General features: G+C 73.3%; 18 protein-coding genes. 9 read left to right on the top strand and 9 right to left on the bottom strand.

The features are described from left to right. Positions 1 to 116 precede the first annotated feature (116 nt). Positions 117 to 2081 (top strand): histidine kinase, encoded by a 1965-nt coding sequence (locus ABZ321_RS24355; protein WP_354894883.1) that lies wholly within the window; start codon positions 117 to 119, stop codon positions 2079 to 2081. Continuing rightward, a complete protein-coding gene (locus ABZ321_RS24350) occupies positions 2078 to 2737 on the top strand; it encodes a response regulator transcription factor (protein WP_354894880.1) in 660 nt (219 codons plus the stop codon). Before ABZ321_RS24355 ends, ABZ321_RS24350 begins: the two co-directional genes overlap by 4 nt. A gap of 45 nt (positions 2738 to 2782) precedes the next feature. Here ABZ321_RS24350 and ABZ321_RS24345 read toward each other — a convergent pair whose 3' ends face one another. Further along, positions 2783 to 5869 (bottom strand): hypothetical protein, encoded by a 3087-nt coding sequence (locus tag ABZ321_RS24345; protein ID WP_354894877.1) that lies wholly within the window; start codon positions 5867 to 5869, stop codon positions 2783 to 2785. A gap of 315 nt (positions 5870 to 6184) precedes the next feature. Here ABZ321_RS24345 and ABZ321_RS24340 point away from each other — a divergent pair, with 315 nt between their 5' ends. Then, positions 6185 to 7270, top strand: coding sequence for a glycoside hydrolase family 19 protein (locus ABZ321_RS24340; RefSeq protein WP_354894874.1), 1086 nt, complete (start codon positions 6185 to 6187; stop codon positions 7268 to 7270). Positions 7271 to 7331: 61 nt separating this feature from the next. Here the strand turns inward: ABZ321_RS24340 and ABZ321_RS24335 are convergent, their stop codons facing one another. Then, a complete protein-coding gene (locus ABZ321_RS24335) occupies positions 7332 to 8225 on the bottom strand; it encodes an MBL fold metallo-hydrolase (RefSeq protein WP_354894871.1) in 894 nt (297 codons plus the stop codon). 46 nt (positions 8226 to 8271) lie between these two features. Next, positions 8272 to 8571 carry an antibiotic biosynthesis monooxygenase family protein gene (locus ABZ321_RS24330; RefSeq protein WP_344511036.1) on the bottom strand — a complete coding sequence of 100 codons (300 nt, stop codon included), beginning with the start codon at positions 8569 to 8571 and terminating at the stop codon, positions 8272 to 8274. Between the two features lie 123 nt (positions 8572 to 8694). Between ABZ321_RS24330 and ABZ321_RS24325 the strand changes: the two genes are divergently transcribed. Further along, the gene (locus ABZ321_RS24325) at positions 8695 to 10212 is read left to right on the top strand and encodes an MFS transporter (protein ID WP_344511034.1); all 1518 of its coding nucleotides are present in this window, start codon (positions 8695 to 8697) and stop codon (positions 10210 to 10212) included. A 168-nt stretch (positions 10213 to 10380) separates the two neighbouring features. Here the strand turns inward: ABZ321_RS24325 and ABZ321_RS24320 are convergent, their stop codons facing one another. Beyond that, entirely contained in the window at positions 10381 to 11223 is an 843-nt protein-coding gene (locus ABZ321_RS24320; protein ID WP_354894866.1) for an NAD(P)H-binding protein, read from the bottom strand. Positions 11224 to 11340: 117 nt separating this feature from the next. Between ABZ321_RS24320 and ABZ321_RS24315 the strand changes: the two genes are divergently transcribed. From ABZ321_RS24315 to ABZ321_RS24300, 4 genes are read left to right on the top strand one after another with little or no spacing between them, the layout of a single operon-like run. Continuing rightward, on the top strand, positions 11341 to 12399 hold the full coding sequence (locus tag ABZ321_RS24315; protein ID WP_354894863.1) for a methyltransferase: 1059 nt from the start codon (positions 11341 to 11343) through the stop codon (positions 12397 to 12399). Between the two features lie 4 nt (positions 12400 to 12403). Beyond that, positions 12404 to 13438, top strand: a complete 1035-nt coding sequence (locus tag ABZ321_RS24310) for a phosphotransferase family protein (RefSeq protein WP_354894860.1) — start codon at positions 12404 to 12406, stop codon at positions 13436 to 13438. Beyond that, positions 13435 to 14430: an LLM class flavin-dependent oxidoreductase gene (locus ABZ321_RS24305; RefSeq protein WP_354894857.1), complete on the top strand. Its 996-nt coding sequence runs from the start codon at positions 13435 to 13437 to the stop codon at positions 14428 to 14430. The genes ABZ321_RS24310 and ABZ321_RS24305 overlap by 4 nt, the downstream gene beginning before the upstream one ends. Before the next feature lie 10 nt (positions 14431 to 14440). Then, on the top strand, positions 14441 to 15496 hold the full coding sequence (locus ABZ321_RS24300; RefSeq protein ID WP_354894854.1) for an LLM class flavin-dependent oxidoreductase: 1056 nt from the start codon (positions 14441 to 14443) through the stop codon (positions 15494 to 15496). On the opposite strand, the gene ABZ321_RS24295 is transcribed toward ABZ321_RS24300, so the two are convergent. The 5 genes from ABZ321_RS24295 to ABZ321_RS24275 all read right to left on the bottom strand — a co-directional run bounded on the left by ABZ321_RS24295 (position 15489) and on the right by ABZ321_RS24275 (position 20073). Continuing rightward, positions 15489 to 17036 (bottom strand): hypothetical protein, encoded by a 1548-nt coding sequence (locus tag ABZ321_RS24295; RefSeq protein ID WP_354894851.1) that lies wholly within the window; start codon positions 17034 to 17036, stop codon positions 15489 to 15491. The two genes, ABZ321_RS24300 and ABZ321_RS24295, sit on opposite strands and share 8 nt — an antisense overlap. Positions 17037 to 17098: 62 nt before the next feature. Further along, positions 17099 to 17941 (bottom strand): alpha/beta hydrolase, encoded by an 843-nt coding sequence (locus tag ABZ321_RS24290; RefSeq protein WP_354894848.1) that lies wholly within the window; start codon positions 17939 to 17941, stop codon positions 17099 to 17101. Positions 17942 to 17985: 44 nt separating this feature from the next. Further along, positions 17986 to 18906 (bottom strand): zinc-binding dehydrogenase, encoded by a 921-nt coding sequence (locus tag ABZ321_RS24285; protein WP_354894845.1) that lies wholly within the window; start codon positions 18904 to 18906, stop codon positions 17986 to 17988. A gap of 4 nt (positions 18907 to 18910) precedes the next feature. Further along, positions 18911 to 19225, bottom strand: a complete 315-nt coding sequence (locus ABZ321_RS24280; protein WP_354894843.1) for a muconolactone Delta-isomerase family protein — start codon at positions 19223 to 19225, stop codon at positions 18911 to 18913. 161 nt (positions 19226 to 19386) lie between these two features. Continuing rightward, on the bottom strand, positions 19387 to 20073 hold the full coding sequence (locus tag ABZ321_RS24275) for a TetR/AcrR family transcriptional regulator C-terminal domain-containing protein (protein ID WP_354894840.1): 687 nt from the start codon (positions 20071 to 20073) through the stop codon (positions 19387 to 19389). 78 nt (positions 20074 to 20151) lie between these two features. Here ABZ321_RS24275 and ABZ321_RS24270 point away from each other — a divergent pair, with 78 nt between their 5' ends. Then, positions 20152 to 21588 carry an MFS transporter gene (locus ABZ321_RS24270; RefSeq protein WP_354894837.1) on the top strand — a complete coding sequence of 479 codons (1437 nt, stop codon included), beginning with the start codon at positions 20152 to 20154 and terminating at the stop codon, positions 21586 to 21588.

Below are 21588 nucleotides of genomic sequence, written 5' to 3'. Positions count from 1 at the left end.
AGCCGTGCGGGTCGATGTCGCCGCCGAAGAGATCGCCGTGCCCGCGACGGTTTTGCGCCGCGGTCTACGCTCGGGCCGCCGGATCGAGTCACAGTCCGCAGGAGGCGCTGCCGTACATGGCGATCGTTCGACGCCGCCCGGCGCTGGCCTGGGCCGTCCTCGTGCTCACCCTCGGCCTCACCGCCGCGACGGTGGCGGCCTGGTCGGTGGCCCGGCCGCCGCTGGACACGGTCCAGCTCTACGTCCTCGTCGATGTGCTGGACGGTGCCGTCTACGGCGCCGCCGCATGGGTGGTGCTCCGCCGGGCCTCCCACGCGGCGGGCTGGATCTTCGTCGCGGCCGGGGTCGGCGGTGCGGTGTCGGGGTTCAGCCGCACCTGGGGGCTGCTCGCCGCCGGAATGCCGGGGCTGTGGACCCATCGCCTGCTGACCGACGCCTGGTCGTGGGCCTGGATTCCCGGACTGTTCGGCCTGCTGATCCTGCTGCCGTGGCTGCTGCCGCCGCGGCGGCCGACCGCCGGGGTCCGGGCGGTGCTGGCCTGCGGGGTCGCGTTCATCGGGATCGTCACCGTGGTCGTGGCGACGGACCCGTGGATCGCCCGGGCCGGCGGTGCGGTGCCGCAGGGGCTCCGCCTGGCGGTGTTCGGGTGGAGCGAGCCGGTGCTGGTGCTGCTCGGTCTCGCCGCCGCCGCCGGGGTGTTCCTGCGCCGGCACCGCGCCCCGGCCACCGAGCAGGGCGGCCTGGGCTGGCTCGCGTGCGCGACCGTGCTGCTGTCGCTGGCGTTCCTGCCGCTCGCGGTCGCGCCGGCGGCCAGCGGGGTCGCGCCACCGCTGCTGATGCTCGCCTCCCAGGCGCTCTTCCCGGCGGCGGTCTTCGCGGTCGTGCTCCGCCTGCGGCTGTGGCGGGTCGACATCGCCGTCCGGCGCACCATGCTGTGGCTGCTGATGACCACGCTCGTCGTGGCGGGCTACGCCGGCTCGGTCGCGCTGGTCGGTGCCACCGGCGCGCCGACGCCGCAGATCCTGGCGACGGCCGCGGTCGCGATCGCGTTCTCGCCGGTGCGCCAGTGGGCGCAGCGTCGCGTCGACCGGCTGGTGTACGGCGAGCGCACCGCCGACCTGATCCGCACCGTCAGCGACGGCCTGCACGGCGCGGCGGAGCCCGGCCGGCAGCTCCGCGACGTCGCGGAGGGGATCGCGGCGTCGATGCGGCTCGTCGGGTGCGTCGTGACGGTGGACGGCGCGGCGGTGGGCGTCCTGGTGACGGGACTGGCCGGTGAACCGATGAGCGTGCCCCTGGCCCGCGACGGGCGGACCATCGGGGAGCTCGTGGCGTGGCCCCCGGCCGGGGAGCGGCTCGACGGCCGGTCCGCGGCGACCCTGGCCGGCCTGGCGCCGGTCGTGGCCGCGCTCGTGGACCTGACCCGGCTGGACCGCGAGCTGACCCGGTCGCGGGCCCGGGTGGCGCAGGCGCGCGACTCGGAGCGGCGGAAGCTTCGCCGCGACCTGCACGACGGCCTCGGCCCGGCGTTGAGCGGGATGGGGTTCGCGCTCGCGGGGGCGCGCAACCTCCTGCGGGCCGACCTGGACCGGCCCGCAGTCGCGGCGGCCGACAGGCTGCTCGCGGGGCTGGGCGACGAGGCCGCCCGCTACGCGGGACAGGTGCGGGACCTCGCCCGTGACCTGGTCCCGCCGGTGCTGGACACGGATGGGCTGCTGCCCGCGCTGCAGGAGCTGAGTCACCGGTACGCCGCCGCCGGGTTGACGGTCCGGGTGGACGCGGAGGCGGTGCCGCTCCCGGAGGACGCTGTCGTGGCGATCTATGCGGTCGTGACGGAGGCAGTCCGCAACGTGCACCGGCATTCCGGTGCCGACGCGTGCACGGTCGCGGTGCACAGGCAGTCTGAATGTGTGGAGGTGTCGGTGCTCGACCAGGGCAACGGTTTCGGGACGCGGGCGCGTGCCGGGGTGGGCATGCAGTCGATGCGTGAACGGGCGGAAGGCCTCGGCGGCGTGCTGACGGTCGACGGCCGAGCCGGCGGCACCGCCGTCCGGCTGACCATCCCGGTGCGGCGGCCATGACCGCGGTGAGCTCGCCGGTGCGGGTGGTCGTCGTCGACGACCACCCGGTGTTCCGGATGGGCATGGTCGCGTTGCTGTCCACGCTCGACGGCATCAGCTGCGTGGGGGAGGCCGACGGCGCGGCGACCGGCGCGGCGGTCATCGCCGAGCACCGGCCCGACGTGGTGCTGATGGACCTGAGGCTGGGCGACGGGTCCGGGGTGGTGGCGACGCGGGCCGCCGTGCAGGCGGACCCGCAGCTCGGTGTGCTGGTGGTGACGATGCTCGACGACGACGACTCGGTGTTCGCCGCGCTCCGCGCCGGCGCCCGCGGCTACGTGCTGAAGACGGCCTCACCCGCCGAGATCGAGCGGGCGGTGCACGCGGTCGCGGACGGCGAGGTGTTGCTGGGCCGCGGGGTTGCGGCGCGGGCGGTGCGGCTGCTCAGCCCGGCCGCGCACCGGGCGCCGGCGGCGTTTCCGCAGCTCACCGGGCGCGAGTTGGAGATCCTCGACCTGGTCGCGGCCGGGCTGGACAACACGGCGGTCGCCCGGCGGCTGGCGCTGAGCACCAAGACCGTGCGCAACCACCTGTCGCGGGTACTGACGAAGATCCGGGCCACCGACCGCGGCCAGGCCATCATCCGGGCCCGCGAGGCCGGTCTCGGCGGACGGTAGTCCCACCGCGTGGGGCGGGCGCTCGCCCGCCCCACGCGGTGCCGTTCAGGAACTGGGTGCGGCGTGCTGAGCGATGGCCTTTGCCGTTTCGAGGCTCTGCATCATCATCTCCACGGCCGGGATGCCCTCGGTGTAGCCGGGATGCGTGGCCAGGCGCACGCTCGCGGCCTCCAGCGAGTCCCGGACGCGGTTCGAGCGCAAGGCCGACAGCCACCAGACGCAGTCCGCCACCGGGTCGGGGTTGACCACGGGACGGTCCGGGTTGGTCGTCCAGCCGCACGACAGCAGCTTGTACCTGCCTTCGTTCTGGCCCGTACGCGGGTCGAACGTCCCGTCCGGCCGCACGACGCACTGGTTGTTCTGGACCGCCGAACAGTAGGTGCTGCGCGCCTTGCTGAACGGCGCCACGACCTGCGACCAGCGGTACTCGGACGGCAGCTTGTCCACGCCGACCAGGTACAGGGCCAGCTGCTCGTCCTGCTGGAGCGAGCGGCCGAACCCGAGCCGCACGTACGCGTCGAGCAGCCGGGCCGCCGTCGTCATCTGGCGTACGTACGTGTTCAGCTGATCACCCGCCGTCGTCATCCTGCGCTCGACCTCGGCGTAGTAGTTGCCGGCGACCGAGTTGTGCCAGTTGCGGACCCGGGTGATGGCGGCGGCGTCCGCCGAGACCGTCATCGGTGCCGACGTCTCGAACTGCGCCTTGTAGGTCGGGTCCCACTTCTCGCTCAGCGCCTGGTCGGGCGACGTCTGCCAGGACGTCTGTCCCGACCGCGGCGGGTAGTACTGGCCCATCCTGCCGTACGGGAACACCTTCTCCCACTGCCGGACCGTGCTGAACTGACCGTCCCAGCCCTGCTGGATGCGCATGGTCACCTTCAGGTCTGCGTAGATGGCGTACGGCTTGTCGCCGCCCGGCTCCTCCGGCTGGACCATGTTCTCCCAGTTGGTGTCGTAGCACACGCGGACCGAGGTGTTCGCCCGTGCGTACGATGCGACCCACAGCTCCTGCGGAAGCGCCAGCAGCTGCACGTTGGCCGGTCGGTTCCGCTTCGGGGCGCCCGCCCGCGTGCAGTCCTCGACGATGGTCGGCTCGGCCGTCGGTTTGTTCGGCACCGCCTGGTTCGCCGGGCCGAACTGGTTGTACGCCGGGTGCCCCACCCGCGGCACGTCCCGCAGCTTTTCGAGCTCGGTGAGGAGCCCGTCCGATCCAGCCCGGTACCGCTTGATCAGGCTCTCGATGATCGGGTTCAGCCGGGCCGGGTTGTCGCCGGTCGGCGTGCGCGGCTTGCTGAACGTCGCCGCACCGCTGAGGATGGCGTTGCCCGACTTGATGAATCCGTCCGATAGGCCCGGCTGGGTTCTGGAATGGCCTGGATTCTGCGTCATCAGCATCTTGTACGGCTCCGTGGCCCCCAGCCAGAACTCCGCGTTGGGCGTCAGGCCCACCTCGTCGGTGCCGGGCATGCCCAGATACTGGCGGGCATAGGCGTTGAGGTACTGGATCGCTCCGGAGGCGTGGTAGCCGTCCAGGACCGTGTTGGCGTCCGTGTCGGGATCGTTGAGGTTCAGTGGGATCGTGCGGGCCATCGGCTCGTTCTTGGCGACGGTGTCGGCCGACGTCAAGAGGTCGGTGGCCGCGCCCAGATAGGTGGCGGGCTTCTTGTCATTCCACGGCAGGTCGTACCCGTGCATCGCCTTGAAGCCGACCGCCCCGTTGAACCAGTCGGCGACCGGGATGGAGCGATCGGCTCGTTCCGCCTCGAAGATCGCCAGTCCCCAGAATTCGACCTTGTACGTCAGGGCAGCGAGCCGGCTGGTGATGTCGGCCAGCTGCTGGCTCGTCGCGTCGTGCAGCTGCAGCAGGATTCCGAACTGCGACAGCATCTGGCTGTAGATCTCGGTGAGTGCGGGTTCGATCCGGTCGAACCGTTCGCTCATCTGGTTCGACATGGTGACCACCTCCTGGCGGAGCTGCCACAGCTCGTCCCAGATCTGTTGGTCGGGCGAAGGCCACCCGCTGAACAGCGGCACCAGCGTCTGGACGGCGCCGAGCACGTTGCCCGCCATCGTCAGCGCGCTCATCGACGTCAGCGCCGCGACGAGTCCCTTGGACGCGATCGTCGGCAGCCAGGCGTTGACCGCGGTGGCGATCTGGACCGCCGCCTTCCCGGTGACGGCGGCGATCTGACCTGCCCGATAGTCGGCGAACCCGATCAGCGTCGACAGCAGCTGGACCGCACCGGCGGCGCCGTGGATCCACTGCTGCCGCTGGGCCGCCTGCGCCTTGGCCTGGTCCAGCGCCGCCTGCGTCGGGTTGCCGCCGTTGATCGGGAACTGCGCGTTCAGCGCGTTGGCCGCCGCGGTGGACTCGGCGAGCCGGGCGTTGATCTTGTCCAGCAGCTGCTTGAGCTGGCCGTTGCCGTCGTTGACGTAGTCCTGCGCGTTGTACCCGTGGTCCAGCAGGCCCTTGACGTTGACGTAGGTCGCGATGACCGGGTCGGCCTGCAACTGGTCCGAGCCGGCCTTGGACGACACGTTGTACCTGACGCCGAACTGGCCGTCCCAGGCCGCCGCGAACGTCGGATCGTCCATGCCGAGCCGGGCCACGGCTCCCCAAACCCGGTCCTCGACCGCGTACACCTGGTCGAAGAACGAGTACATGAACTGCGACGCCGCGACCTGGTCGACCATGTTGCCATGGACGCTCAGCTGCGGGCCGAGCGTCGACTCGATCAGCGCCTGCATGATCGGCGCCGTGACCTCCCCGGCCGGGTGGTTCGCCGACAGCTCGATCAGCTTCACGACGAACTCGTACGCCGGCCGCTCCAGGTCCTCCACCCGCAGCTGGCTGTCGTACCAGTTGCCCATGATGACCGCGTGGTCCATCAGGTCCTTCGCGGTGGCGTTGGGGTGCGTCTGGCGGTAGCCGACCATCTCGGCGCTGAGGAACATGTGCTCCAGCCCCTGCACGCCCTGCGCCCGGTTACGCATGTGCGCCGAGAAGAGCCGATCCCTCAGTGCGAGGGGGTCGATCTGTACCTGGACCGCCGCGTACGCGGCACCGGCGTCCCCGACGCTGCCACCGGCGACCGTCACCAGCGTCAGCATCGCCGCGAGCAGAAGCCGCATTCGCCCGGTGAACAATCTCGACCGCGGCCGCTGCCGTCGTGTTCTGACCATCGTGTTTCCCTTCCGGCCGCGGCGGCGTGCCCGGTCGGGCGCCGCTCGCCGCAGGCCAGCCCGACCCTGAGCGGGGAGTGGGCCCGGGCACCAGGGACGGCTGTCCCTGCCACCCCGGACCGCCGCTGTCGGCTGGCGGACACGAATCGCAGGCAACCATAGACGCTTCTGGCAACAGTATTTACAACTGAAGAAGTTTTGTTTACAAATAGGCATGGACAGACGTCCATCTGTGGTAGCCCCATGGTCGGAAGGTGACCCCCCATGCCCAGACCACGTGTTCTTGCGCTCCTCGCCGCGGCCGGCATAGCGCTGGCCGCCGCCGGTGCCGCGATCCTGCCGGCGACCGCGTCCAACGCGGCCACCGCCTGCGCCGCCGCGTACAACAACTCCGCCGTCTACACCGGCGGCATGCAGGTCTCGTACAACAGCCACAACTGGACCGCCAAGTGGTGGACGCAGTACGAGGCGCCGAGCACCGGTGGCTCCGGCGTGTGGGCCGACAACGGCTCGTGCGGCGGGTCCGGCGGCGGTGGCGGTGGCGGCACGGCCTGCAACTACCCCGCCTGGGTCGCCGGGCAGTACTACGCGGTCGGCGCGATCGTGCGCTACACCAACGGGCTCTACTACCAGGCCACCCATGAGAACCCCGGTTACGACCCGACGATCAGCACGTGGTTCTGGAGCCCGTACGCGTGCTCCGGCGGTGGCGGTGGCGGTGGTGGCGGCACCACCGGGTTCGTGGTCAGCGAGGCGCAGTTCAACCAGATGTTCCCGAGCCGGAACGGCTTCTACACCTACGCCGGCCTGACCGACGCGATGGCGAAGTACCCCGCCTTCGCCAAGACCGGCAGTGACACCGTCAAGCGCCAGGAGGCGGCCGCGTTCCTGGCCAACGTCGGCCACGAGACCGGCGGCCTCGTCTACATCAACGAGATCAACACCGCCAACTGGCCGCACTACTGCGACTACAGCCAGCCCTACGGCTGCCCGGCCGGCCAGTCCGCGTACCACGGCCGCGGCCCGATCCAGCTCAGCTGGAACTTCAACTACAAGGCGGCGGGCGACGCGCTCGGCGTCGACCTGCTCAACAACCCGGACCTGGTCGCCACCAACTCGTCGATCTCCTGGCAGACCGGCCTCTGGTACTGGATGACCGGCACCGGCAACGCCGGCACGACCTCGCACAACGCCATGGTCAACGGCCAGGGCTTCGGCACCACGATCCGGGCGATCAACAGCATCGAGTGCAACGGCGGCAACCCGGGTCAGGTGCAGAGCCGGGTCAACCTGTACAACCAGTTCACCGCCATCCTCGGCGTCCCCGCCGGCGGCAACCTCACCTGCTGAGCCCCGGGCGCGTCTGCCGGGTGGGGTCGAGCCGCAGCGGACCCCACCCGGCAGGCACGCCTCAGGCGGCGCAGGGAAGGGGCCCGCCGTTCCAGCTCGCCATCTCGGCGAAGACGGGGGCGGAGGGCAGGTAGGCGCCGGCGGGAGTGCCGGTGCGTTCGGCGTAGGCGCGGTGGAGGTTGGCCACGAGACGCTCCGGCTCGCCCCAGCCGGCGAACTCGCCGAGGTCGGCCTCCAGGGCCGCCTCCAGCGGGGTGAGGCCGGCGGCGAGGCCGCGGTCGGCGAGGTCGTCGAGCCAGCGCAGGTAGGCCGTCGTCGCGTCGAGGGCCGCGGCGCCCGCGACCGGGCCGTGCCCGCCGACGACCACCTCGGGCTCCAGTGCGGCGAGGGCGGCGACGGCGTGCAGGCTGCCGTGGACGGAGCCCATCAGCACGAACGGCGTGTGCCCCGGCATGACCACGTCGCCGGTGAAGAGCACGCGCTGCACGGGCAGCCACGCGACGACGTCGCCGGTGGTGTGGGCCGGGCCCGGGTGCCACAGGCGCACCTCGGTCCGTCCGACGTGGACGGTGAGCCGGTCGGTGAACGTCAGGTCCGGCAGGAGCAGCGGCTGGTCGCCCCAGTCGACGCCGGGCCAGACCTGGCGCAGCGCGGTGCCGCGGGCCGCCATGTCCGCGCGGGCCGTGGCGTGGGCGACGATCGTGGCGGGCGGGGCGAAGACGGCGTTGCCGAGGGTGTGGTCGCCGTGGTGGTGGGTGTCGACGACGACGCCCGGCGGTGCCGGGGTGACCCGCCGCACCGCGTCGCGCAGCGCCAATGCCCTGGCGAGGGTCGCGGCGGTGTCGACGAGCAGCGCGGCGGTGCCGTCGTGGACGAGCCCGGCGTTGTTGACGCACCAGCCGCCGTCCGGCTGCACGTACGCGTGCACGCCGTCGCCCACCTCGATCAGCGCCATGCCGTCACCTCCGCCGTGGCGGCCCCAGGTCCGGCATCAGGCCGCTTCACGCCGGCCCTGTGCCGGCGGCGACGACCTCGCAGACGTGCGGGTCGCCGGTGGAGACGGTGGAGACCCGCAGCGCGGTGCGGAAGGCCTCCTGCGACGTGGCGGTCCGGAACGCGGCGAGGTCGCGCCACTCGGCGATGTTGACGTAGACGTCGGGGTCGGTGGTGGAGCGCACCAACTGGTAGCGGACCAGGCCCGGCTGGGCACGGAAGAACGCGGCGACGCCGGCGTAGAGCCGTTCGAGGTCCTCGGCGGGCCCGGTGAGCCGCAACGTGTTGACGAACACGACGGTGGTCATGGACCGACCCTGGACCGTTCCCCTCCAGTCGCCCTGGAGTCACGCTGCACCATGCTTGCCCTACTAGACGCGTAGGTCTAACGTAATGGACTATCAAGTCCAACTGAACCAACGGGAGTGATCATGGCAGTCGCCGAGGCCCCACCGGGGGAGACCGGGCACCGTGGACCGGACTGGGCCGTGCTGTCGCTGCTCTGCCTCGGGCAGGTGATGGTGGTGCTCGACGTGTCGATCGTGAACGTCGCACTGCCCGCCATCCGGGCGGACCTCGGCTTCAGCGACTCCGGCCTGCAGTGGGTCGTCAACGCCTACACGCTGACCTTCGCCGGCTTCCTGCTGCTCGGCGGACGGGCCGCCGACCTCTTCGGCCGGCGCCGCATGTTCATCACCGGCCTGGTGCTCTTCACCGTCGCGAGCCTCGTCGGCGGCCTCGCCCAGGACGAGCTCACCCTCATCATCGCCCGCGGCGCGCAGGGCCTCGGCGGCGCGATCCTGTCGCCGGCCACGCTGACGCTGCTCACCACCACCTTCGTCGAGGCGCCGAAGCGCGCCAGGGCGATGGCGGCCTGGAGCGCGGTCTCCGGCGGCGGTGCCGCGATCGGCTCGCTGCTCGGCGGCGTGCTCACCGACCTCATCAACTGGCGCTGGATCCTGTTCGTCAACGTGCCGATCGGCCTCGCCGCGATCGTCGCGTCGCTGCGGGTGCTGCCCCTGGGCCGCCCCGACCCGGCCGCCGGCCCGCGCCGTCTCGACCTGCTCGGCTCGCTGCTGGTCACCGCCGGTCTCGTCGCCGTCGTGTACGGCACGGTCAACAGCCAGGCCCACGGCTGGGGCGACCCGGTCACCTTCGGCCCGCTCGCCGTCGGCGTCGTGCTGCTCGCCTGGTTCGTCCTGCACGAGGCGAAGGTCGCCGAGGCCCCGGTCGTGCCGCTGCGGCTGTTCGCCTCCCGCGGCATCACCGTGGCCAACCTCGTCATGTTCTGGCTCGGGTGCGCCGTCATCGCCCACTTCTTCTTCCTGTCGCTGTACATGCAGAACGTCCTCGGCTACGACGCCCTCGCCGCCGGGCTGGCGTTCCTGCCCGGCGCGATCGCGATGACGGCCGGTGCCTACGCCGGGCCGGTGCTGCTCAAGCGGGTCGGCGTCCGGCCGCTGCTGATCGGCGGGCCGCTGCTGTCCGGGATCGGCCTCGCCTGGCTGTCGGTGATCCCGGTCCGCGGCTCGTACGCCGCCGACCTGCTCGTGCCGATGATCCTGGTGACGCTCGGCGCGGGCATCGCGATGACCCCGCTCGCCATCACCGCCACGTCGGGCATCCCGCGGCACGAGGCCGGCCTCGCCTCCGGCGTCATCAACACCACCCGGCAGGTCGGCGGGTCGCTCGGCCTCGCGGTGCTCGCCACGATCGGCGCGACCCGGGCACAGCACCTGCTCGCCGCGGGCACGGCACAGGCCGACGCGGTCGTCTCCGGGTACCGCCTGGCGTTTCTGGTCGGTGCGGCGTTCGCGGTGGTCGGCGCGCTCACGTCGATCGCGGCCCCCGGCCCGGCCCCGGCGCCTGCCGCGGCCCCCGAACCGGCGGCCGAACCGGCCTCCGGGCCCGCCGCCGCCGAGCCCGCCGCGGCCAAGTCCGCGTCCTGACCCGCCCGGACCTGCCCGGGCCGGGTCCTGCCGGCCTTCCCGGGCCGGGTGCCGCCGGCCGCGACAGCCCGCGACCGGCAGGGCACGCGAGTGCCCGGTGCCATCGCTCCACAGCCCGGTGCCGGCCGTGCCTCGCCGGCCGGCACCGCCATCCCTGAACGGCCGTCTCTAACGGAAGGTGTCGGCGTGGTCCTCGGCCCACTGGCGGAAGCTGCGCGGCGCCCGGCCTGTCACGTCCTCGACCGTCGGCAGGACTCTTGCGCGGAATGGGCCGGCCACCGCGCGTGCGGACAGCACCGCGTCGACCACCTCCGCGGGCACCCGCCGGGCCATCGCAGTCCGGGCCTGCTCGAGGCTGAGCTCCTCGAAGCGCAGCGGCCGGTCCAGGACCTCGGCGAGGACCGCGACCTGCTCGGCGGGGCTGATCGCCGCCGGTCCGCTCAGCGGCAGCACCGCACCGTCGTGCCCGCCCCCGAGCGCCGCGACCACCACCGCGGCGATGTCCCGCGGGTCCACGATGGACGCGCGCAGGTCCCCGAACGGCGCACGGACGACGCCGGCCTGCCGCACCGACGGCGCCCACTCCGACGCGTTGGACATGAACCCTCCGGGCCGGACGATCGTCCAGGCCGGCCCGGCGTCCCGCACGGCGCGCTCCCCGTCGGCGTGCCAGCGGCCCAGAACCCCGTCGGGGTCCTCCTCGGCGGCGAGGGACGAGAGCGCGACGAGCCGGGTCACCCCTGCCTTCGCGGCGGCCCGCGCCAGGTTCGCGTCGTGCACGGCCTTGTCCGGCCCCACCGACAGCAGGAACACCCGGTCCACACCGTCCAACGTGGACGGGAGGCTGTCCGGGTCGCCCAGGTCGCCGGCGACGAGCTCGACATCCGGCAGCAGCGTCGCCGCCCGTGCCGGGTCCCGGGTCAGGGCGCGCACGGGCTCGCCCGCCTCCAGCAGCTGCCGCACCACCGCGCGTCCGACGGTGCCCGTGGCACCGGTCAACAGGATCGTCATGCGTCCGTGTCTAACCGCACCCCCTCCAGCTCCGCTGGAGCCCCGTGCGGCGCGGCCGGAGTCTCGTGCGGCGTGGCTGGGGTCTCGCGCGGCGTGGCCGGAGTGGAGCCGGGCTCCATGGCAGCTCCAGTGGCCGCTCCTAGCGTCGGGGGAGCCGCGTCCGACGACACCTGGGAGTCCACAGTGGAGCTGAGTCCCGCCCCGATCCTCGACATCGCGTCGGGTGCCCGCCGCGCGCGGCTGCTGTTCGCCGCCGCCGACGTCGGCGTCTTCGGCGCCCTCGCCGAGGCGCCCGCGACCGCCGAGGAGGTCCGCGCGAGGCTGGGGCTGCACCGGGAGGGCGCCGGCGACCTGCTCGCCGGGCTGGAGGCGCTCGGGCTCGTCGAGCGCCGCGACGGCCGCTACCACAACGGTCCCGCCGCCGGCCGCTACCTGGTGCCCGGGAGGCCCGAGTTCCTCGGCGGGTTCCTGGACTTCCTCGACCACACGCTGCACCCGGCCTGGGACGGCCTGGCCACCAGCCTCCGTTCCGGCGAACCCGCGAACGCGCAGGCCGGCGCCGGCGACCCCTACGCGCCGGTGCACGCCGACCCCACCTCGCGGACCGCGTTCTTCGACGCGATGGACGTGCTCAACGCGCCGATCGGCGCGGCCCTCGCCGAGCTGGACTGGAGCGGCTTCGAGCACGTCGTCGACGTCGGCGGCGCCCGCGGCAACATCGCCGTGCACCTGGTCAAGGCGCACCCGCACCTGCGGGTCACCGTGTTCGACCTGCCGGACGTACGGCCGGCCTTCGAGGCGCACGTCGTCGACAACGACCGGGTCACCTTCGCCGGCGGGGACTTCTTCACCGACCCGCTGCCGGCCGCCGACGCGGTGCTGTTCGGACATGTGCTGCACAACTGGCCCGTGGAGCGGCGCCGGTTCCTCGCACAGGCGGCCTTCCGCGCCGTTCGGCCCGGCGGCGCCGCGTTCGTCTACGACCCGATGCTCGACCCCGACCGCCCGCAGCTGCCCAACGTCCTCGCCAGCCTCAACATGCTCGTCTGGTCCGCCGGCGGCGCCGAGTACACCTTCGCCGACGCCGCGACCTGGTTCACCGACGCCGGGTTCGCCACCGTGTCGCACGCCCCGCTCGTCGCGACCACGAGCCTGCTCACGGCGCGGAAGGAGTGAGGCGGTGGCCGTCCGCGTCGCCCGTGACCCCGACGTCACGCGCAAGACCCTCACCGGGTGGCTCGCCGGCCGGTTCGGCGCGCCCGACCTGCGGCTCGGGCCGGTGACGGTGCCGCCGTCGACCGGCTTCTCCGCGGAGAACCTGGTCGTCAACGCCACCTGGACCGGCCCCGGGGGTCCGGCCCGGCGACGGCTGGTCGTGCGCGTCGCGCCCACCACCTATCAGCTGCATCCCCGGCCGCGGTTCTGGCAGCAGTACCACGTGCAGCGACTCCTCGGTGAGCGCACCGACGTGCCGGTCGCGCCAGCACTCGGCTTCGAGCCCGACCCGGAGGTCCTCGGCGCGCCGTTCTGCGTGCTCGGCCACGTCGCCGGGGTCGTCCCGGCGGACCTCCCCTCGTACCATCGCGAAGGCTGGCTGCACGACGCGCCCGCACCCATGCGGGCGGCAGCGTGGCGCAACGCCGTCGAGGTGCTCGCCCGCATCCATCGCGTGCCCCCGCTGCCGCTCGATCTCGGCCCCGCGTCGCAGGTCGAGGAGCTCGCCGCGGACCTCGACTTCTACGGCTGCGCGACGAACCCGCACATCCGGGCCGGGATCGGTGTGCTCCGGGCCACCGTGCCGGCGCAGGCCGGGCCGCCAGTGCTGCTGTGGGGTGACGCGCGGCTCGGCAACATCGTCTTCGACGGTGCCGCAGTCGCGGCGGTCCTCGACTGGGAGCTGGCCGGGATCGGCGCGCCGGAGGCGGACCTCGCCTGGTTCCTGCACCTGGACCGGCACCTCAGCGAAGGCATCGGCGCCGAGCGGCTTCCCGGGCTGCCGGACGCCGCCACGACCGTCGCCCACTGGGCCCGCCGGACCGGTCGCGTGCCGCACGCCCTGAACTTTCACCGGGTGCACGCCGCGGTGAGGTTCGCGGCCTACACCGCTCGGGTCACCGCCCTGCTGACCGGGCACCGCCTGGTCCCCGCCGACTTCCCCCTGCACCGCAACGCGACGCGCCTGCTCGCGACCACACTCAAGGAGGTCGGCACTTGAAACTGTCCATCCTGGACCAGTCCCCGATCGGGACCGGCCAGTCACCGGCGCAGGCCCTGCGCAACACGGTCGAGCTCGCCGAGCTCGCCGACCAGCTCGGCTACACCCGCTACTGGGTCGCCGAGCACCACGCGATGCACTCCCACGGCGGGAGCGCCCCCGAGGTGCTCGTCGCCGCGATCGCCGCCCGCACCAGCCGGATCCGGGTCGGCTCCGGCGGGGTGCTGCTGAGCCACTACAGCCCGTTCAAGGTCGCCGAGGTCTTCCGTACCCTCGAGGCCCTGTACCCGGGCCGCATCGACCTCGGCATCGGCCGGTCCGCGGGGTCCAGCCCGATCGAGACCTACGCGCTGCGGGGCGCGTCGTCGCTGCCGGACGACTTCGACGACAAGCTCGTGCAGCTGCTCGCGTTCCTCGATGGGAGCTTCCCGCCCGGGCACCCGTTCCACGACATCGTCGTCACCCCGACCGGCACCGGACGCCCCGAGGTGTGGCTGCTCGGCTCCAGCCCGCGCAGCGGCGCCGTCGCCGCCCAGCTGGGCCTGCCCTACGCCTACGCCCACTTCATCAACCCGGCCCCGACCCGCGCCGTCTTCGCCGACCACCAGGCCCGCACCGGCGGCACCGGCAAGGCGATCCTGGGCATCGGCGTCTACTGCGCCGGCACCGACGCCGAGGCCGAGCGCATCTACGCCACCCAGCGGGCGTTCCGCAAGCGGCTCACCCGCAACGACGTGCGCCCCGTGCCGACCCCGGAGCAGTCGCTGCTGGAGCTCGCCGACGGCGACGACCCGCTCGGCGCGGAGCGCTTCGAGTTCCCGCGCTACGTCCACGGCACACCGGACCGTGTCCGCGACCAGATCCTGGCCATCACCGAGGCGACCGGCGCCGAAGAGGTCATCGCGCTCGCCACCATCCACGACCATGCCGACCGGCTGCGCTCCTACGAGCTGCTGGCTTCGGCGTTCGCGCTGCAACCCGCTCTCGCCTGAGAGGATTCCGATGCGTTTCGGTATCAACCTGTTCCCGACCGTCGGCCCGTCGGACAAGGCGGCGGTCGAGTACTTCGACGACGCGCTCGCCCTGGTCGAGCTCGCCGAGCAGCTCGACTTCCACCACGTGAAGACGGTCGAGCACTACTTCTTCGCCTACGGCGGCTACAGCCCCGACCCGGTCACCTTCCTGGCCGCCGCGGCCGCCCGCACCTCCCGGATCCGGCTCATCACCGGCGCGGTCATCCCGGCGTTCACGCACCCGATCAAGCTGGCCGGCAAGCTCGCCATGCTCGACAACATCTCCCACGGCCGGCTCGACGTCGGCTTCGGCCGCGCGTTCCTGCCCGACGAGTTCGCCGCGTTCGGCATCCCCCTGGACGAGAGCCGCCCCCGCTTCGACGAGGGCGTCTCCGCCGTCCGTCAACTGTGGACCACGACCGATCTCGTGTTCGACGGGCAGTTCCACCGGTTCGGACCCGTCACGCTGCTGCCCCTGACCTACCAGCGGCCGCACCCGCCGATCCTCGTCGCCACCGCGATCACCCCGTCGTCCGCGGCGTCCGCCGGTGCCAACGGTTACGGGCTGCTGCTCGTACCGTCGATCAACAAGCGGGAGAAGGTCCAGGAGATGATCGCCGGCTACCGCGCGGCCCGCGCCGCCGCGGGTCTGGACCCCGCCGGCGGGGACATCCACCTCAGCTACAACTGCTACCTGTCCGAGGACGCCGGCGAGGCGTACCGCAACGGCCGCCGCTACTCCGAGTGGACGAACGCCCGCCTCCTGGAGGCGGTCTCGGCGTGGGGCGTCACCCGCAGCTCCGGCTACGAGGGCTACGAGAACATCGTGCAGAAGGTGTCGTCGGCGGACTTCGACAGCTCGCTGCGCGACAACAAGGCCCTCGTCGGCACCCCCGCCGAGGTCGTCGACCGGGTCACCACGATCCGCGACTGGTTCGGCGACGTGACGATCAGCCTGCAGGTCGTCTCCGGCAACATGCCCCTGTCCGAGTCGCAGCGCACCATCCGCCTCTTCGGCGAGCAGGTCCTGCCCAAGTTCAGCTGACCGGCGCCTGGATCAGCGCGCGCATGACGTCGCGCGGCAGGGACGGGTTGGCCGCGGCCTCGGCGACCCCGTCGTCGAGGAGCGCGATGAGCGTCCCGGCATCCAGGGCGGGGTGCCGGGCCGCGGCCCGCCGGGCTTTTTCGTCGGCCAGGCACGCGGCGAGCGCGGGCCCGGTGGCGTTGGGATGCCTGGCGATCTCGCGGAGGGCGAGCTTCGCCGGCGGCCGCAGCGTCGCGATCCGCAGCAGCAGGTCCGCGGGGCAGGCGGGGTTGCCGGCCAGCGCGCCGGCGACCCGTACGCCGTGGGCGGTGAGCATGGCGTGCATGCGGGCGGGGGAGACGCGGGGGTTGCGCGCGACCGCCTGGAGCACCGCCGCGTCGGGGTCCGCGGCGAGGGCGTCGACGAGGTCGCCGGGCAGCCCGGGGTGCCGCGCGGCGAGCATCCGGACGGCCGGCACCCTGGACGTCGCGAGCTCCCGCAGCTCGCCGGCCGTGGCGCCGGCGATCCGCGGCAGGACCGCCGGACCGGTCCCGCCTGCGGCGGTGAGCGCCTGCGGCGGTGTCGCCTCGATCTCGGCGGCGAGGCGCGACAGCGGCGTCGGTCCGGTCCGGGTGGTGGCGGCGAGGCCGGTGAGGATGTCGAGCGGGACGTTCGGGTTGTGCATGAGGCACTGCTGCACGCCGGGCGTCGGGTCGGCGGCCATGCTCCGCAGCGTGGCGACGTCGACGGCGGGGTTGGCGGCGATCGCGTGGCGGACCTCGGGCACGGGGTCGGTGGCGAGGCGGGCGTACTCGTCCTGCGGCAGGTCCGGCCGGGCCGCGACAGCCCACCGGACCCAGGAGTCCGGATGCCGGGCGAGGAGCACGAGGGCCGGCGCGGGCGTGGAACGGTTCCCGGCCGCCATGCTCTGGATGCCGCGGACCGCGCTCTCGTGGCCGCCGTCGCAGGCCTCCCAGTCCGCGGGTTGATGAGTTCCGTCGCAGCCGGGGCAGGCCTCGGCGGGCGGGCGGGCACCGTCTCGCGCCAGGGCCGCCAGTATCCCGCCCGGTGTGGCCTCGTTGGTGGCCAATGCCATTCGGACCCGGGTGTGCGGGTGCCGGGCCAGCCGCTCGGCGAGCGTCGCGGTCATCGCGGGCGACCTCGCGGCCTCGTCGACGACGTCCTTCTCGGGGTCGTCCGCGAGCTGCGCCACCACCTCGGCGGGCGTGTGTGCGGCGGACGCGAGCAGCTGGCGGATCCAGGGATCGGGTGACGCCGCGTGCGCGTGTGCCCACTCCGGCGGCGCCCCGGTGGCGTCCAGCAGCGCGGCGACGATCCGCGCGTCGCGCCCGTCGACGTCGGCGGCCAGCAGGTGTCCATGGTGGACGAGACAGACGGCGGCGTCGGTGCTCCGTGCCGCGATGGCGCGGACCTGGGCGGCGGACAGGTCGTCCCGCCACGCCAGGTCGTCGAGCAGCTCGTCGTCACCGGCGGCGATGAGCGCGTCGAGCAGGTCCGCCGGCAGGGCCGGGTTCTCCGCCAGGCCGTTGAGAAGTCCCACCCGTGCAGTGTTCCGCCCGGCCCTGCCCGACGCGACCAGTTTCGGGCCGGCCCCTCGACCGGTCAGGCGGCGAGGAAGCCGGCGACGGCGGCCGCGAACGCCGCGGGTTCGTCGACCCACGGGTAGTGGCCGGCGCCGGGGATGGTGACGTGGCGGGCGTGGGGGAGGCCGGCGGCGACCACGTCGCCGATGCGGACGCCGGTGAGGGCGTCGCGGTCGCCGGTGAGGACCAGGACCGGGGCCGGGACGGTGGCGAAGTCGTCGACCCAGCCGGTGGAGGTGCCGGCCCAGAAACCGGCCCAGGCGTCCAGCGCGAACCCGGTGCGCTGCGTCGCGGCGTGGGCCTGCTGGTGGGCGTCCCAGCGGCCGTACGCGGCGGGGGTGTAGCGGTCCAGGACGTCGAACACCTGGGCGGGTGGGGTGTCCGGCGGCAGGCTCAGCAGCTCACCCGCGGCGTCGCTGACCGACGAGAACCAGGGGGCGTCGGTGCGGGTGGCGAGGATGTCGCCCACGTCGTCGCCGCCCTTGCCGTACAACTGCGGGCTGGGTGCGACGAGGATCAGGCGGTCGATCCGGGTGGGGTGCCCGGCGGCGTAGGCGCTGGCGACGACCGAGCCGGCGGAGTGGCCGAGGAGGTCCAGGCGGTCCAGGCCGAGGTGGGCGCGCAGCGCCTCGACGTCCCGGGCGAGGCTCGGGTACGCGTAGGTGGCCGGGTCGGCCGGCCGGGGCGAGGCGCCGGTGCCCCGGGCGTCGTAGCGGATGAGGGTCCGCGACGCCGACAGGCCGCCGAGGTCCTCGAGGTACCCGGCGGCCCGCGGACCGCCGGGGACCAGGACCAGCGGCGGCCCGTCGCCGATCGACTCGTAGTGCAGGACCGTGCCGTCGTAGCTGGTGAAGGTAGCCATGCAGCGACGCTACGAACGGCCGGTCGACGCCCGCTGCAGTCCCGCTACAGCGCGAGGCGCAGGACCGCCTTGCCGTTGACCTTCCGGTCGCGCAGCGCGTCCCAGGCCGGTGCCGGGTCGGACCACGGCGTCGTGAGCGCGACCTGCGGGTCGAGCCGGCCCTGCGTCACGAGGCCGACGAGCGTGGCGAGGTCGCGGCCGACCGGCTGCCGGCGCGTCTCCTGGAACAGGTGCAGGTACCGCAGCGACACCCCCGGCCGGAGCCGGCCCCAGTCCAGCGGGAGCCGCAGCGGCTCGCGGGTCGTGTTGCCGTAGCTGACCACGACCCCGTCCTCGGCGACCGACGTCCACGCCTGTTCCAGGGCGGCGCCGCCGACGCTGTCGAGTAGGACGTCCACCGGTTCGGCGATGGTGTCGCCGTACAGGCCGACCGCCGCAGCACCGAGCTTCGCCAGGCCGTCGCCGCGGCCCGCCGTGCCCACCCGGGCGATGACCCGCGCACCGGCGGCTGCCGCGAGCTGCACCGCGACCCGGCCGACGCCGCCGCCCGCGCCGGTCACCAGGACCGTCCGGCCGAGCAGCCAGCCGGCGTGCCGCAGGGCGTAGAGGGCGGTGAGGCCCGCGACCGGCAGCGCCGCGCCGGTCGTGTCAGGGACCGTGTCGGGCAGCGCGGCGAGATGGCCGGCGGGGATCGCGACCCGCTCGGCGAACCCGTCCCGCCCCGCGAGCCCGACGACCCGCGCGCCGGCGGGCGGGCCGGAGCCGTCGGCGGCGGCCCGCTCGACGACCCCGGCGACGTCCCAGCCGAGCCGCGACCCGGCGGGCAGGCTCGCGGCCACGGTCAGGTCGCCGCGGTTGAGCCCGGCCGCGTGCACCGCGACGACGGCCTCCCCGGGCGCCGGGTCCGGTTCGCCGACGTCGGCGGGGGCGGCGTCGCCCCCGCCGGTCGTGACGAGCGCCCGCACGGGCTCAGCCCGCGGGCGCGAGGTCGCGGTTGGCGAACGCGTCGACGTCGAACCCGCCGGGCGTCGACAGCGGCAGCACCTCGAGGCGCAGGTGCGAGGAGAGCGGGTTGCCGTACAGGACGTCGGTGAGCTCCTCGTGCGAGGCGACCTCGTAGATGTTGAGCCCGCCGGACTGGCCGACGACGATCCAGCTGTGCTTGATGATGCCCTTGTCGATCAGGCCCTGGATGTAGCCGAAGCCCTCCGGCAGCCGGTGCCGGAACTCGTCGGAGCTGATCCCGATGGGGTGCTGGTGCGTGAAGACGGCGAACAGTGCCATGGATGCCCTCCAGGGTGAGCGTCCCGCGTGGCGCGGGCTCACGGACCAGCCTGTTCGCGGCCGGTGCAGCGGGACTGGAGCGCTCCTGGAGCCCCGCGACACCGTCCCCGTCGCGGTCCGGGAGCGGTCCGGGAGTGGTCCGGGAGTGGTCAGGGGAGCGGTCAGGGGCGGTCGGGGTCCGTCGCGGTGTCGAGCTTGAGCTCCTGCAGGCGCAGGCCGTCCAGGAGCAGGTTGAGGCCGGCGACGAACTGGTCGCGGTCGTCGTGGTCGCGCAGGTCGGCGGCGGCGCGGGTCAGGAACGGGAACGCGGCCGGGTCGAGGGCCTCCCACTGCGCCGCCAGCTCGGCCAGGACCGTGTCCCGGCTCACGCCGGGGGCGCCGGTCGCGGCGTTGCTGCTCTCCTGCGCGGTGACGCTGGTGACGAAGTTGAAGATGGCCGTGGCGGTCACGAAGTGGCGCTCGGGCGGCAGCGTGGTCTTCGCGACCAGCGTGCCGATGCGGTCCAGCAGGCGCAGCGCGTTGGGCTGCGGTGGGACCACGCCGATGTGGGACGCGGCCCACGGGTGCCGCTCGAAGGTGTCGTAGATCGCGAGGGCCAGCGTGTGCAGCGACGCGTCGGCGCCGCCGGTGAGCGCGTCGCCCATGACCCGGTCGGCGGCGAGGCGGACCAGGTCGTCCTTGTTCGCCACGTGCCAGTACAGCGCGCCCGCACCCGTCTTGAGCCGCTCGGTGAGCAGCTTGAACGTGAGCCCGCGCTCGCCGTGCTCGTCGAGCAGCTCGACGGCGGCGGCGGCCACCACCTCCCTCGACAGTCGTGCGGTGCGGCCCTTGGCGGGTGTCTGTGGCATGCCTCCATCTTGACACGGACTGGAATGTCATTCCAGAATCGGAGAGTAATGGAATGACATTCCAGAAGGGGGTGCGAGATGAGTGTCGACGTCATCGAGGTGCGCAAGCCGGGGCAGGCCACCTCCCTGCGGGCGGTCTGGCCCGCCATCCTCGGGCTGTCGGTCGTCTTCCTGGTGGAGATGCTCGACAACTCCGTGCTGAACGTGGCGCTGCCCACCATCACGCGGGACCTCCACGCCTCCGCCGCCGACCTGCAGTGGATCACCTCCGGCTACTCGCTGCTCTTCGGCGGCCTGATGATCGCGTTCGGCTCCATCGCCGACCGGTACGGGACCCGGCGGGTCATGCTCATCGGACTCGGCCTGTTCGCGCTCGCCAGGCTCGCCGTGCTGGCGGTCCGCACGCCGGGCCAACTCGTCGCGGTGCGGGCGGTCATCGGCGTCACCGCGGCCATGACCGCACCCGGGACGATGGCGCTGTGCTTCCGGCTGTTCGACCAGGAGAACCTCCTGATGCGGGCGACCGGCCTGATCTCCTCGGTCGGCCTCGTCGGCCTGGCCGTGGGGCCGACCGTCGGCGGACTGGTGATCCAGGTGCTGCCGTGGCAGGCGTTGCTGCTGCTCAACGTGCCGATCGCGGCGCTCGCGATCGCGTGCATCCGCTTCGGCGTCCCCGCCGACGACCCCGCGCACCGCAACCGCTCGCCGCTGGACCTGCCCGGCGCCCTGCTCGGCACGGCCACGATCATCCTCGCCCTGTGGACGGCCACCCTGGCGGTCGAGGAGGGCTGGGGTCACGCGAAGCCGTGGCTCGCCGGCGCGGGCGCCGTGCTCAGCGCGCTCGGGTTCGTGATCCGGGAGCGCAGCACCGCCCACCCGATGTTCGACTTCGCCCTGCTCAAGCGCCCGTCGGTGTCGGCCAGCCTCGCGTACCAGGCGGCGATCGGCCTCGGGCTCGCCGTGCTCACCTTCAGCGTCTCGCTGCAGCTGCAGCTCGTCTGGGGCTGGTCGCCGGCGCAGGCCGCGCTCGGCAACCTCCCGCAGATCGTCACCATGCTCGCGGTCGGGCCGTTCGTGGAGAAGTTCGTCGAGAAGATCGGCGCCCGCCTGGCCGGCCCGGTCGGCGCGGCCGCCGTCATCGCGGGCCTGCTGATCTACGGTCTCCTCGGCCGGCAGCACTACGCCTGGATCGCCGCCGCGCTGGTACTGACGGCCGCCGGCATGCGGGTCGTCATGATCATCGCCGCCGTGACGGTCATGCGCGGGCTGCCCGAGGACCAGACCTCCATCGGCGCCGCGCTCAACGACACCAGCCAGGAGGTCGCGAGCAGCGTCGGCATGGCCGTCACGGGCACGATCGTGGCCGCCGTGCTCGCCGGTCCGCTGACGGACTTCGGCACCCGCGCCGCGGCGACCCACAGCTTCGAAAACGCCGTCACCGTCGCGACGCTGACGCTCACGGCCGTCTGTGCCGCCCTCGTCCTCTGGGCGATCCGCCGTAGCCGCAAAGGCTGA

The organism is Dactylosporangium sp. NPDC006015, assembly GCF_040614215.1.
Taxonomy (GTDB): Bacteria; Actinomycetota; Actinomycetes; order Mycobacteriales; family Micromonosporaceae; genus Dactylosporangium; species Dactylosporangium maewongense.
Note: the sequence above shows the minus strand (reverse complement) of the source record. Positions and strands in the feature narration are given on the sequence as shown.

Bases quoted from the DNA above. Each gene is read 5' to 3' on its own strand.
- ABZ321_RS24330 (WP_344511036.1), bottom strand. From the start codon at position 8,571: ATGACCACCGTCGTGTTCGTCAACACGTTGCGGCTCACCGGGCCCGCC.
- ABZ321_RS24345 (WP_354894877.1), bottom strand. From the start codon at position 5,869: ATGCGGCTTCTGCTCGCGGCGATGCTGACGCTGGTGACGGTCGCCGGT.
- ABZ321_RS24340 (WP_354894874.1), top strand. From the start codon at position 6,185: ATGCCCAGACCACGTGTTCTTGCGCTCCTCGCCGCGGCCGGCATAGCG.
- ABZ321_RS24315 (WP_354894863.1), top strand. From the start codon at position 11,341: ATGGCAGCTCCAGTGGCCGCTCCTAGCGTCGGGGGAGCCGCGTCCGAC.
- ABZ321_RS24270 (WP_354894837.1), top strand. From the start codon at position 20,152: ATGAGTGTCGACGTCATCGAGGTGCGCAAGCCGGGGCAGGCCACCTCC.
- ABZ321_RS24350 (WP_354894880.1), top strand. From the start codon at position 2,078: ATGACCGCGGTGAGCTCGCCGGTGCGGGTGGTCGTCGTCGACGACCAC.
- ABZ321_RS24275 (WP_354894840.1), bottom strand. From the start codon at position 20,073: ATGCCACAGACACCCGCCAAGGGCCGCACCGCACGACTGTCGAGGGAG.
- ABZ321_RS24335 (WP_354894871.1), bottom strand. From the start codon at position 8,225: ATGGCGCTGATCGAGGTGGGCGACGGCGTGCACGCGTACGTGCAGCCG.
- ABZ321_RS24355 (WP_354894883.1), top strand. From the start codon at position 117: ATGGCGATCGTTCGACGCCGCCCGGCGCTGGCCTGGGCCGTCCTCGTG.
- ABZ321_RS24325 (WP_344511034.1), top strand. From the start codon at position 8,695: ATGGCAGTCGCCGAGGCCCCACCGGGGGAGACCGGGCACCGTGGACCG.
- ABZ321_RS24290 (WP_354894848.1), bottom strand. From the start codon at position 17,941: ATGGCTACCTTCACCAGCTACGACGGCACGGTCCTGCACTACGAGTCG.
- ABZ321_RS24300 (WP_354894854.1), top strand. From the start codon at position 14,441: ATGCGTTTCGGTATCAACCTGTTCCCGACCGTCGGCCCGTCGGACAAG.
- ABZ321_RS24320 (WP_354894866.1), bottom strand. From the start codon at position 11,223: ATGACGATCCTGTTGACCGGTGCCACGGGCACCGTCGGACGCGCGGTG.
- ABZ321_RS24280 (WP_354894843.1), bottom strand. From the start codon at position 19,225: ATGGCACTGTTCGCCGTCTTCACGCACCAGCACCCCATCGGGATCAGC.